9 protein-coding genes are annotated in these 12,239 nt (G+C 69.9%); 2 read left to right on the plus strand and 7 right to left on the minus strand.

The features are described from left to right. Positions 1-160: 160 nt before the first annotated feature. Entirely contained in the window at positions 161-1,447 is a 1,287-nt protein-coding gene (locus OXG55_06485; protein MCY4102892.1) for an ATP-binding protein, read from the minus strand. Between the two features lie 473 nt (positions 1,448-1,920). Between OXG55_06485 and OXG55_06490 the strand changes: the two genes are divergently transcribed. Together OXG55_06490 and OXG55_06495 are read left to right on the plus strand one after the other, a co-directional pair. After that, on the plus strand, positions 1,921-2,442 hold the full coding sequence (locus OXG55_06490) for a hypothetical protein (protein ID MCY4102893.1): 522 nt from the start codon (positions 1,921-1,923) through the stop codon (positions 2,440-2,442). A 40-nt stretch (positions 2,443-2,482) separates the two neighbouring features. Beyond that, positions 2,483-3,625, plus strand: a complete 1,143-nt coding sequence (locus tag OXG55_06495) for an ATP-binding protein (GenBank protein MCY4102894.1) — start codon at positions 2,483-2,485, stop codon at positions 3,623-3,625. 260 nt (positions 3,626-3,885) lie between these two features. On the opposite strand, the gene OXG55_06500 is transcribed toward OXG55_06495, so the two are convergent. From OXG55_06500 to OXG55_06525, 6 genes are all read right to left on the minus strand, one after another. Then, the gene (locus tag OXG55_06500) at positions 3,886-4,854 is read right to left on the minus strand and encodes an ATP-binding cassette domain-containing protein (GenBank protein MCY4102895.1); all 969 of its coding nucleotides are present in this window, start codon (positions 4,852-4,854) and stop codon (positions 3,886-3,888) included. Between the two features lie 118 nt (positions 4,855-4,972). Beyond that, positions 4,973-6,022, minus strand: a complete 1,050-nt coding sequence (locus OXG55_06505; GenBank protein ID MCY4102896.1) for an ABC transporter ATP-binding protein — start codon at positions 6,020-6,022, stop codon at positions 4,973-4,975. Between the two features lie 137 nt (positions 6,023-6,159). Then, positions 6,160-7,065: an ABC transporter permease gene (locus tag OXG55_06510; GenBank protein ID MCY4102897.1), complete on the minus strand. Its 906-nt coding sequence runs from the start codon at positions 7,063-7,065 to the stop codon at positions 6,160-6,162. A 98-nt stretch (positions 7,066-7,163) separates the two neighbouring features. Beyond that, positions 7,164-8,183, minus strand: coding sequence for an ABC transporter permease (locus OXG55_06515; protein ID MCY4102898.1), 1,020 nt, complete (start codon positions 8,181-8,183; stop codon positions 7,164-7,166). A 198-nt stretch (positions 8,184-8,381) separates the two neighbouring features. Next, entirely contained in the window at positions 8,382-10,430 is a 2,049-nt protein-coding gene (locus OXG55_06520; protein MCY4102899.1) for an ABC transporter substrate-binding protein, read from the minus strand. A gap of 11 nt (positions 10,431-10,441) precedes the next feature. Continuing rightward, on the minus strand, positions 10,442-12,239 hold a 1,798-nt coding region (locus tag OXG55_06525; protein MCY4102900.1), incomplete at its 5' end, for an ABC transporter substrate-binding protein.

The raw sequence follows: 12,239 nt of genomic DNA on the forward strand, positions 1-12,239 counted from the left end.
CAGCGGGGGTCACCGCGTCGGCTGTATCGGGGGTCACCCCGGCGACTCCGTTCCTCCATCATCTCGGTGACGGTGCGCATCTCCTGGCGGTCTTCGCCGTCGGATTCCAGTGCCTCGACCTCGGTGGCGAGCGCTCGGTTCTCCCGGGGCCAGCTGCCGGTCATTGGTCTCCGCCCAGCGCGCCCGCCGGGGTCCAGAGGGCGTCGAGGGGGAGGAGGGTGAGGCGGTCGCCGAGGCTGAGGCGGTGGGGCCCCGTGTGCAGCACGAAGCCGTGGACGAAGTCGGCACCGATGCGGTCGAGTCGGTCTCGCAGCCAGGCGAGCCACCGGAAGGCGTCGGGTCCCGGTGAGATGGCCGCCTTCACCTCGATGGCGACGATGCGCCCGTCGGGCCGTTCGAGAATGAGATCGATCTCAGGCCCGTTACGGTCGCGGAAGTGGTGGAGTCGTGCGCCGCTTTCGTCCCAGGTGAGTTGCTTGGCGATCTCGTTGGCGGCGAACGTTTCGACGAGTTGCCCGACGGACGTGTCGGTGGGGCGCGCCAGGGCGGCGGGGTCCTTGTTGGCGAGCGTCGCCGCGAGGCCGCTGTCGCTGAGGTAGAGCTTGGCGGCTCTGGCTGCCTTGTTGGACAGGTTGCGTGACCACCGGGGGACGTGGTGTACGAGGAAGACGGTTTCGAGCCAGGCGAGGTAGGTGGCCACGGTCCGAGCGTCGAGACCGACTCCGCGGGCGAGGCGGGCGATGTTCAGTTCTTGGCCGGTGAGTGCCGCCACAGCGCTCAGCGCGGGCGCGATGGCGTCGGCGCGCCGGATGTCGGCCAACTCCACGATGTCCCGCCGGGCGACGGTGTCGACGTAGTCGCGATGCCAGCGGCGGCGCTGGGCGGGGGAGAGTTCCCTGGTGGTGGGATAGCCCCCGGCGCAGATCAGTTCCAGGTACCGGTCGCGGGTGTGCGCGCCCGGCGGTCCGGCTCGGAGAGCGTCGGGATTCTCGAAAGCCAGGCGGGTGAAGGTCTCGGGGCCGCCCCGGGCGAGTTCGCCCTGCGAGAAGGGCCACAACTCGAGGATGCCGACTCGCCCGGCGAGTGACTCCGACAGGGTGGGCACGGTCAGGAAGTTCGTCGAACCGGTGATGAGGAACCGCCCCGGTACCGGATCGAGGTCGACCGCCATCTTGATGGCCCTGACGAGCGGGTCGCCTGCTCGCTGAATCTCGTCGATCACGAGCGGAAGGGGTTGAGCGACGAAACCGACAGGGTCGTTGCGGGCCGCGTTGAGCAGTGCCGGGTCGTCGAGGGTGACGAACGTGCCGCCGATCCGCTCGGAGGTGAGACGCGCCAGGGTCGTCTTGCCTGCCTGGCGGGGACCGTGGATCAGCGTGACACGGGAGGCTCCGAGCACGGCGTCCAGTGAGATCGAAGCATGCCGGGGCAGCAGGGACGTGGACATCCCTCCCAAGGCTAATGTAGGAATTGTCGGGCTGCTAATGTATGAATCGTCGGATAGTTGACGCGTGATTCGTCGGCGATCTCAGACGCGAATGGTCAGGCTAAGCGGCACCGCCGAGCCGGTCGAATGTTGGCGGGGAGTGACGCCGACGAGGAGAGCCCCGGCCGTTTGCTTCCTTTGCGAAATGGCAGTACTGCCTCTTTTGCATCTTTTGCAAAATGATCAGTTTGGGCTGTCGCCTGAACGACGAGACCGGGCGAGACGCTGAGACCGGGCGAGACGAGACAAGATCGGGGAGTCGGCAGTGGCGATCGTGCGGCATCCGAACCCGTTCCACCCGACTTTCGGTCGTCCGCCGCACACCCTGGCGGGTCGGGACGAGGCCATGCGTCGCTGCCGTGCCGCCATGTCCGCCGGCCCTGACCATCCGGACTACTCCATGCTGCTCAAGGGCCCTCGCGGTTCTCGAGGCGATGAGCGCCTTCGACACCCCGGAGATCAAGCTCAGCGACCTCGCGCGGGCCACCGGCAGGACGTCGAACTATCTCAGCGTCTACATCGAGCGTCTCCGCGGGGCCGGGGTGATCGACCGGCCCGCGCGGGGACGTGTGCGGTTCACGCATACGACGATGCGCGGCTGGCTTCACCGGCAGCGCGTCGAGCGCGGCGCAGCGGTGGGCGGCTTCGGCCCCCCGGAGACGACCACCACCGTCAAGGAACGCATCATCGCCACCTGCCGCGCCAACCCCGAGGCCACCCACGCCGCCATCGCGGCGCGCCTCGGCACCAGCCCGGACTACGTGGGCCGCGTCCGCCGAGCCGACAGCGCTCCGTCACGCAGATCTTCTGGCACCGAGCCCCCATCCCCACCTCCAACATCGCTGTCGACCTCCAAGAACAAGACCGAATCATCGCCCGCCGCCGGCCAGCGTGACCCGCGTGCGAATAAGCGCGGAGAAACGAAAAGAAGCGCAGAAACGAAGAGGAACGAATAGACGAACTGGAGCGAAGCGATGAGCCGGTAGCATGTTTGCCGTGGCCGGGCTGTCTGTGAAGAACCCGTTCTCGCCTTCGTTCGGGACGACTCCTCCGCTGCTGGCGGGCCGCGACGGGGTGATCGAGCGGTTCGTCGAAGCGGTCGCGACCGGTCCGACGCATCCCGACTACACGTTGCTCGTGACCGGCGACCGCGGCACGGGCAAGACAGCGGTGCTGAACGCGCTGGAGGCGGTCGCCGCCGAGCGGGGCTGGCTGACCATTACGGCAGCCGCGTCGTCGGAGTCGCTGTCGAGCAGGATCACCGGCGAAGCCGAACGCTGTATTCGGAGCCTGTCCGGGGGGCGACGACGCGCTCGGCTGGCGTCGGTCAGCGCCCTCGGCGTCGGCGTGGGATGGGAGACCGACAGCGGCGACTCGGGAGGCGAGCCCAGCCTGCTTACGCTGCTGGAGCGGTTGGGCGACATGCTCACGGAGCGCGGCAAAGGGCTGCTGCTCACAGTCGACGAGATGCACGACGTGTCCCGCGACGAGGTCCGCAACGTCGCCGCCGCGGTGCAGATAGTCACCCGCCGGCGGCTCAGGCCGCTGGCGTTCGCAGCCGCCGCGCTTCCGCTGATCGAGCACACGCACCTTGCGGACCCCAACATGACGTTCCTGCAACGATGCGCCCGGGCGCCGCTCGGCCCGCTCACACCCGCAGAGACCCGCCGCGCGCTGCACGAGCCGATCACTCGCAACGGCAGAGCCATCGACCAAGACGCCCTCGCGGAGGCGGTGGACGCCACGCTCGGCTACCCCTACATGATCCAGCTCGTCGGCTTCCACGCGTGGCGCGGACAGGAGGCAGCCGAGGCGCCGATCAGTCTCACCAATGTCCGAGCCGGGATCCTGGAAGCAGAGCAGACCATGGTGGACCAGATCGCAGGACCGGTCTGGAACCGCCTCTCAACCATGGACAAGCGATTCCTGGTGGCGATGCTCGCTGACCCCGACGATTCGGCGCTCGCCGACGTCGCAGCCAGACTGGGGCGCTCACTCCAGTACGCCCGCACCTACCGGAGGCGCCTCGCCGCGGCGGGGGCGCTGAGCCCGGCATCCAAGGGCCGCGTCCGCTTCCGCGACAACGCACTCAGACGCCGCGCCGCAAACGCCGCCCGCGACGACCCTGCCCTGTCATAGGAGACTGCCCAGCTGGACTCCAGAGCCGGGAATGCGTTGAGGGGTCCAGAGGGTGTCGAGGCCGACTCCGCGTGCGAGGCTGCCGATGTTCAGTTCTTGGCCGGTGAGCGCCGCCACAGCGTTCAGCACGGGCGCGACGGCGTCGGCGCGCTGGATATCGGCTCCCTAATGTAGGAATCGTCGGACAACTAATGTCGGAATCGTCGGAAGCCTGACGTGTGATTCGTCGGCGATTTCAGGCGTGAATCGTCGGCATGGTCTCAGGCTGGCTCCGCGGTGCTGCCGACGTTGCAGAAGGTGGCGGCCCAGTGGCCGGGGCCGACCTCACGTAGGGGCGGGTTCTCCGAGGCGCAGCGGGGGTCGCCGCGGTAGTTGCAGCGGCTGTAGAAGAAGCAGCCCTCCGGTAGCTGGGTGGGGCTGGGGATGTCGCCGGTCAGCGCGATGTGTGGCGGCTGCTCGGTGGGGTCCGCCGGCAGCGCCGCCGACAGGAGGGCTTCGGTGTAGGGGTGGCGCGGGGTGTCCAGTACGGCGGCCTTCGGGCCGGTCTCCACCACCTGGCCGAGGTACATGACGGCCACACGGTCGGAGAAGTAGTCGACCGTGCCGATGTCGTGGGAGATGAACAGGTAGGCCAGGCCCAGATCCCGCTGCAGGTTCGCCAGCAACTCCAGGATGCCGGCCTGCACCGACAGGTCGAGGGACGACGTGGGCTCGTCGAGGACCACGAACTTGGGGCCCGTGACGATGGCCCGCGCCACGCCGACGCGTTGCTGCTGGCCGCCGCTGAGTTCGCGGGGCCGGCGCTCGTAGAGGCCCGGGTCCAGGATCACACGCCGCATGGTGTCGGTGACGCGCTCGCGGCGCTCGGTGGGAGTCAGGGAGGGCTCGTGGATGACCAGCGGCTCCTCGATGATCCGCCCGACGCTCATCAGCGGGTCGAGGGACTGGAAGGGCTCCTGGAACACGATGGTCATGTTCCGCCGGGCGGCCTGCAGCGTCTTGCGGTCCAGTCCGTCCAACTGCATTCCGTCCACGGTGACGTGGCCTTCGTCGGGCTGGATGAGGCCCAGCGCCAGGCGGCCCACGGTGGACTTTCCCGAGCCGCTCTCGCCGATGAGCGCCAGCGTCTCGCCCGCTTCGATGTGCAGGTCCACGCCGTTGACGGCGTGCACCTCGCTGCGGCCTCGCCGGAACGTCTTGCGGACCTCGCTGAGCGTGACGAGGGCCATCACGCACTCACCGTGGCACGGCCGGACCGCGCTGGACTCGCCGGCAGGTCCGACCCGATACCTCGACGCACATGGATTCCGGCCTCCGCCGGAGTGTCGGGGGAGGTGGCCCGCAGCATCATGTCGGCGTCTCGGAGGTCGGGGACGGCGCGGCGACGCTCGTGGGCGCCGCGGGCAGGCGGATCCCGGTGCCCTTGTCGTAGTGGACCGCCGCCCAGTGTTCCGGTCCGACCTCCCGGAGGCCGGGTGCCTCGGTGGCGCAGCGCGGGTCGGAGCGGTACTGGCAGCGGTCGTAGTAGAAGCAGCCCGGCGGCAACTCCAGCAGCGTCGGCACCGTGCCCTGGGCACCCACCAGGCGTTCGCCGCGCCGGGGCACCGCGGCCAGCAGCGCCTCGGTGTAGGGGTGGGCGGGCTCGGTCAACACCCGCCGCACCGGACCCGATTCGACGACTTGCCCGGCGTACATGACCAGGACGCGGCTGCAGTACTGCGCCACGACGCCGACGTCGTGGGTGACGAGCAGCATCGAGCGCCCCTCGGTCTCGGCCAAGTCGCGGATCAGGTCCAGGATCTGGCGCTGGATGGTCAGGTCGAGACCGGTCGTCGGCTCGTCGGCCACGACAAGCCGGGGGTTCAGGACCATGGCCAGGGCGATCACGACCCGCTGCGCCATGCCCCCGCTCAGCTCGTGGGCGTAGCCCCGCAGGACGCGTTCGGGATCGGCGATGCCGACGGCATCCAGCATGTCGAGCGCCGTGCTGCGGATCTCGCCGCGCCGGCCGCGGCGATGCGCCCGGACGACGTTGGCGAACTGGCGCTCGATCCGCAGCACAGGGTTGAGCGCCCCGAACGGGTTCTGCGGGACGAACCCGATGCGCGCCCCCCTGATCCGGCGGAGTTGCCCTGGCGGGAGTCCGACGAGGTCGGTCCCCTCGAGGCGGACCGACCCCCCGGTGACGCGCCCCGGCGACTTCAACAAGCCGATGACCGCCCGCACGGTGGCGGACTTGCCGCAGCCCGTCTCGCCCACGAGACCCACCGTCTCGCCCTCGCCGACGGCGAACGACACGCCGTTGACGGCGTGCACCGTGCGGCGCCGGCTTCGGAACTGGACGTGGAGGTCGCTCACCTCCAGCAGCGGGGGAGCGGCGCCCGGCTCGGCCTGCACGGACCGCCCCGGCGCCGTCCCTTCCGGCCGGCGGGGAGCAGCCTGAGCCGGCGCCCGGGGCGACGCCTCCGGCGGCGGGCAAGTCCCGCCCCGCGCTGCTGGCACGGGGCCCTGCCGGGACAGGGAGGGCGCGGCGCTCATTCCTCGGCCCGCCCGATGAGGCGGGTCACGCCGTCGGCCACCATGTTGAAGGCGACGATCGTTGTGAACACCATCGCGCCGGGGAAGAACGACACCCACCACTGGCCGGTGGCGATGTTCTGCGACCCCACCCTGATCATGACGCCCCAGGAGGCGTCGGGAGGCGTGATGCCGATGCCCAGGAAGCTCAACCCGGCGATCACGATGATGGCGTGGGCGGCGGCCAGCGACGCCTGGGCCAGCACGATGCCCATCGTGTTGGGCATCACGTGGCGCAGCATCACCCGGCTGCGGCTGGCGCCGATGGCCGTCGCCGCCTCGATGAAGCGGCTCTCCCGCAGCACCAGCGCCTCGCTGCGCACCAGGCGGATGAAGCGCGGCACGTTCACCAGGGCGATGGCGAAGATGATGTTGCGCAGGGTGTTGCCGGTGAGCGCCACGATGGCGAACGCCAGCACCAGCAGGGGGAACGACTGGAACATGTCCAGGCCGCGCATGATCCGCTCCGACCAGCGGGACTTGTTGGAGGCAACCAGACCCACCGGGATGCCCACGGCGATCGACAGCAGCGTGCCGGCGAGGGCGATCGGCAGGTCCAGGCGTGCCGAGGCGAACACCCGTGAGAACACGTCGAAGCCGAAGCGGTCGGTCCCGAACCAGAACTCGCCGTCGGGGGACTGCAGCGTGCTCTCGGGGTTCGGCTGGATCGGGTCGTGGGGGAGGGGCGCGAAGAACCCGGCGAGGAGGATCAGCAGGATCACCACGAACCCGATCGTGAGTCCCTTGTGCGAGTGTGCGCCGCGCCCGGCGGCGCGCAGGGCGCGGCGGGGGGCGCTGTCGCTCCCCGATGTGCCCGCGACCCTCGACGAGGCCCGGCGCAGGGCGAGGAGCGCCCTACTCATCGGACACCGGTCCTCTCAGTGGCCGTGCCGGCGAGCACCCGGCCCACTCCGGGGGGCGCCCACGATGGGCGATGAGGCGGCCCGCCCGACTCGCCTCGCTACTCATAGGACACCCTCGGATCCAGCGCCACGACGATCAGGTCCAGGAGCAGGTAGACGAGCAGGGTCAGCAGGCCCACCACCAGGATGAAACCCTGGATTGCGGGCACGTCCAGCTTCAGCATCGCGTCGATGGCCCACTGGCCGAGGCCGCCCCAGGCGAACACCGTCTCGACGATGGCGGCGCCGCCGAACAGCGCGGCGAACAGGATGCCGATGTAGGTGACGACGGGGGTGCGGGCCTCGCGGAAGGCGTAACCCACCACCCGCAGCTCCGACAGCCCGCATGCCCGGGCGAACTCCACCTGGTCGGAGTTCAGCGCCCGCGACAGCACCGCTCTGGTGGTCTTGGCGAAGTGCGACGAGTAGAACAGCGCCAGCGTCACCACCGGCAGCATGGCGTGGTGGAGGGCCGTCTTCAGCAGCCCCCAGTCGCGGGCGATGAGGGTGTCGAGGATCACCGCGCCCGTGACCCGTTCCGGCGGGCGGTCCAGCAGGCCGATGCGTCCCACCGGTGCCGGAGCCCAGCCGATGATGTAGAAGATCACGTAGATCAGCAGCAGGCCCATGAAGAAGTCGGGGATCGACTGGGTGATCGTGACGCTGGTTCTCGAGAGGGTGTCGGGCCAGCGGCGGCGGAAATAGGCGCTGAGCGTGCCCAGCAGGCTGCCGTAGAGCACCGCACCGAGCAGTCCGAGGACCACCAGTTCGAGTGTGTCCGGGAAGCGCTGGGTGATCTCGTCCCAGATGGGCAGCTTGGTGAAGAACGACGTCCCCAGGCTCCGCTCGGTGAACAATTCCCGGATGTAGGCGGCGTAGCGCTCCGGGAGCGGCTTGTCGGTGCCCAACTCGGCGCGGATCTCGGCGACCTGCTCCTCCGCGGCGAGGTCACCGGCGATCACCAGCGCCGGATCGCCCGGCGTCAGGTTGACCAGCCCGAACGCCAGCGTGATGACGATGAACACCGCGACGGGGATGAAGAGCAGGCGCTTCGCTATCGCTCCCGTTCGGTATCTCACGTGCCGCTCACCGCTGGGAATGTGTCGAGTCTCTAATGGCGGACCCGGTCGGATCTGCTGGGCCATGGATTCCGGTCTGCGCCGGAACGACGCGCGAGAGGATCAGCAGCATCGGCCGGCAGTCTCGTGGATTGACCGGGGCACCGCGGGCGGCTCTCGCTGGGCCGCCCGCGGTCGTTCCGTCCGGCGACGGTCGGATCAGTTCTTGGCGAGTTCCTCCGGGATGATCCGGCGGAAGATGTCCATGCGGAACGACTCGACGTCGGGCCCGAGCGAGATCGGGTTCACGAGTTCGATGAGCGGCACCCAGGGCACCTCGTCGATGAGGATCTGGTGCGCCTCGAGCACCATGGCGTCGCGGTCGGGTCCGTACTGGGTGAACGCCATCAGGTCGATGAGTTCGTCGATGCGGGGGTTGTTGTAGCCGTGGGCGTTCTCGAACGCCTTGGCCGAGTGGTGCACCAGCAGCCAGGCGAACTGCGGGTCGCTGATCCCCGGCGTCTGCGAGGAGAGCCAGGCCTGCAGCGCACCCTCCTGCAGCTTCGTCTGGAAGTCGGCGGAGGACGCCATGACCTCGATGCTCATGTCGACTCCGACCTCCGCCAGCTGGGCCTTCATGAGGACCGCGATGTCCTCGGAGAACGGCCCGGGACGGACCGGGTTGATCGTCATCGTGAACGCCAGACCGTCGCCGTAGCCGGCCTCGGCGAGCAGCGCCCGCGCCCGCTCCGGGTCGTAGGTCGCCGGATCGCCCGGTGGGGGCGGCTGGGGAACCTCGCTCAGCACCTGGTAGAGCGCCGCCTTGGCCGAGCCCTGCATCGGACCCTGCACCAGGGCCTCCCGGTCGATCGCCGAGGAGATCGCTTGACGCACCCGCACGTCGGCGAACGGCTCGAAGCTCGAGTTCAGCACCAGCGGCACCGTGGTGTTGCCCTTCGCGGCGATGGCCTGCAGGTCGCCGCCGAGGCCGGCGAACTGTGCCAGCGTCAGCTTGTCGGCGAAGTCCACCTCGCCGGCCTGCAGGAGTTGCAGCCGGCCCGCTGCTTCGGGGATGGCCCGCACGACGATCAGATCGATGTCGGGTGCGGTGCCCCACCAGTTGGGGTTCGGCACGAGGCGCAACTCCTCGCCCGGCGTGATCGACTCGAGCATGTACGAGCCGAAGCTCGCCGAGTTGGTGGACAGCCACCCGGCGCCCCACGGGTCGTCGTCAGTGGCGTGCGAGAGCACCTCGACGCTGTCGAGCGGACCCATGTGGTGGTAGGTGAGAACGGCCAGGGAGTACGGGTTGTTCGTGTCGAGCACCACCAGGTCGAAGGTGCGGTCGTCGATGACCCTGATCGGCTCCTCGAGGTTGATGCCGCCGCCCCAGCTCAGGAGGAAGCGGCCGACGCCGTCATTGGCGATGATGCGATCGAACGACCAGCGCACGTCCTCGGAGGTGATGGTGTTGCCGTACGGGCTCACGGCGTCGTCGCGCAGCACGAAGCGGTAGCCGTCGGAGATCGGGGTGACGGATTCCGCCACGTACGGCTCGACGTCCGCCGGGCTCGGCCAAGTGGTGGCACCCGGGTCCGGCTTCACGTATTGCAGGAGAGTCCCCGCGAACATCGGATTGAGTTCGGTGCTGGGCTTGCCCTCCGTCACGGCCGGGTCGGCGTTGGAGGCCACCGCCGCCACGGCCATGACGAAGACCTCGGGTTCGTCGGCCGGCTCCGGCGGCGGCGGTGGCGGCTCGGGTGGCGGGGGTGGAGGCTGTGCGGCTGCGGCTTCCGCCTCCGCTGCCGCCCGCTCGGCGACCGCCCGCGCCTCTTCCGCCTCGGCTTGGGCGGATGCGGCTTCCGCCTGGGCTGCGGCCGCCTCGGCTTGGGCAGCGGCCGCCTCGGCCTGGGCGGCCGCTGCGGCCTCCTGCGCCTCCGCCAGCGCAGCCTCCGCGGCCGCCACGGCGTCCTGATTGCCTGCGGCGGTGGCCTGGGCCAGCCCGGCCGCCGCTATCGCCTCCTCGGCGAGCGCTGCTGCCGCCTCGGCGGCCGCGGCAGCGGCGTTGGCGGCGGCGGCCGCCGCCGAGGCCTCGGCCCCGGCCGCGGTGGCCTCGGCCCGCGCCGCAGACGCCTCGGCGTTCGCGCTCGAGACGTCGGCGTTGGCGCCGTCGAGGATCGGGCTGTCGTCGTCGCTCGCGCACGCCGCCGCCAAGAGCAGCAGCGCGCCCAGCGCCAGCGATGCACCGAAGAGCCGTGAAGAGATCATGGTGAAGCCTCCTAGGGGATTGCCAGATCTTGCGGGTAGAGGAAGCCGGTCGGGTTGGGCCGCGCTCCTTCGAGGTCGTCGCGGAACACCCAGGGAATCACCGTCTCCACCAGCGGCACGAACGGGAACTCCGTGGCCAGGATTCTCTGTACCTCAGCGATGAACTCGTCGCGGGCCGCTCCGGGAAGCTCGGCGAGTATCTGGCTCGACAACTCATCGACACGATCGTTCGTGAAGCCCTCGTATCCCAGCCCGTCGGCTGCGAAACCGTTGGATGTGAACAGCAGCGGGATCGTGTAGGCGGGCTCGCTGAGAATCGGGCGCACCGAGTACAGCCACGCCTCCATCTCGCCGCCGCTTACTGCCGCGTTGAAGTCGGCGGGCGAGGCGATCGTCTCGATCGTGGCGTCGAGGCCCACCTCGCGCAGTTGCGACGCGAGGATGACGGCGACGGCCTCGGCGTGGGGACCGGGCCGTGTCGGGTTGATGGTCAGGGTGAAGGAGAATCCGTCCGAGTAGCCGGCCTCGGCCAGCAACTCCCTGGCGCGATCGGCGTCGTAACCCGCCGCCACGTCGGCCGGCGGCTCGGGCTGGGGGATGGCCGTCGAGAGCGGGTAGCGCCCCGGCGTGCCGAATCCGCCGTATGCGCCGGCAATGAGCGCCTCCCGGTCGATGGCCAGCGAGACAGCCGCCCGCACCCGCGGATCGTCGAAGGGCGGGAAGCGGTTGTTCAGCGACAACTCGTCCAGGTTGGTGTCCCGGGCGTCCTCGTAGGCCAGCGCGTACTCCCCGGTGCCGGCCACGCTGCCGAAGAGATCGAACGTCAGGTCGGCCACGAAGTCCACGCTGCCGCTGCCGATCAGCAGCAGGCGGTTGCCGGAGTCGGGGATGGATCGCATGATGATCCGGTCGATGTCCACCTCGTCGGCGTTCCAGTAGTTGGGGTTCTTGACGAGCCGCAGTTCCTCGCCCGGCGCGAGGCTCTCGACCCGGTAGGGGCCGAAGGTGGCCGAGTTGGAGGCCAGCCATTCGGCGGCCCACGGGTCGTCGTCGGTGGCGTTGGCCTGCGCCTCGACGCTGTCGAGAATGCCGAGCGCGTAGTAGGTCAGCACGGGCACCGTGAGGATGTTGCGGCCCGTGACGTTGAGCGTGAACGTCCGATCGTCGATCACGGTGATGGGCGCTTCCCGGTCGATGCTCGACAAGAACATCAGGAAGCGCGCGATGCCGTCGAGGGCGATCATGCGGTCGAACGACCACGCCACGTCGGCGGACGTCACGGTGTTGCCGTACGGGCTCATCGCCTCGCGCAGCGTGAAGGTGACGCTTCCGTCCTCGTGGACCTCGAACGACTCGGCCAGTTCTCCCATCACGTCGTTCGGGCTGTGCAAACTCAGCCCGGGTGAAGGCTCGTGCGTGTAGCGCACCAGCGTGCTCACGACGCCCTGTGCCGTCACGAGACTGGGCCGTCCCTGGAGGACCGCCGGATCCACGTTCGTCACCAGTCCCGAGAGCGCCATCGTGAGGTTCTTCTCGGCAGGTTCGGGAGGTGGCGGTGGTGGCGGCTCGGGCGCCGGGGGAGGCGGCGCGGCCGCTGCGGACTCGGCCTCGGCGGCCGCCTGCTCGGCGGCGGTCCGCGCCTGCTCCGCTTCGGCCTGCGCGGCGGCGGCTTCGGCCTGCGCCGCCGCCGCTTCCTCCTGGGCGGCCGCTGCCTCGGCCTGGGCGGCTGCGGCCGCTCCCTGGGCGTCCGCCAGGGCGGCTCGGGCCGCCGCGACGGCGTCCTCGTTCCCCTCGGCGGTCGCCCGGGCC

It is taken from the genome of bacterium (assembly GCA_026708055.1).
In the GTDB taxonomy this organism is placed as follows: domain Bacteria; phylum Actinomycetota; class Acidimicrobiia; order Acidimicrobiales; family CATQHL01; genus VXNF01.

What these genes read in the sequence shown, in the direction of transcription:
- OXG55_06500 (MCY4102895.1), bottom strand. Translation starts at nt 4,854, where the DNA reads ATGGCCCTCGTCACGCTCAGCGAGGTCCGCAAGACGTTCCGGCGAGGC.
- OXG55_06520 (MCY4102899.1), bottom strand. Translation starts at nt 10,430, where the DNA reads ATGATCTCTTCACGGCTCTTCGGTGCATCGCTGGCGCTGGGCGCGCTG.
- OXG55_06490 (MCY4102893.1), top strand. Translation starts at nt 1,921, where the DNA reads ATGAGCGCCTTCGACACCCCGGAGATCAAGCTCAGCGACCTCGCGCGG.
- OXG55_06485 (MCY4102892.1), bottom strand. Translation starts at nt 1,447, where the DNA reads ATGTCCACGTCCCTGCTGCCCCGGCATGCTTCGATCTCACTGGACGCC.
- OXG55_06510 (MCY4102897.1), bottom strand. Translation starts at nt 7,065, where the DNA reads ATGAGTAGGGCGCTCCTCGCCCTGCGCCGGGCCTCGTCGAGGGTCGCG.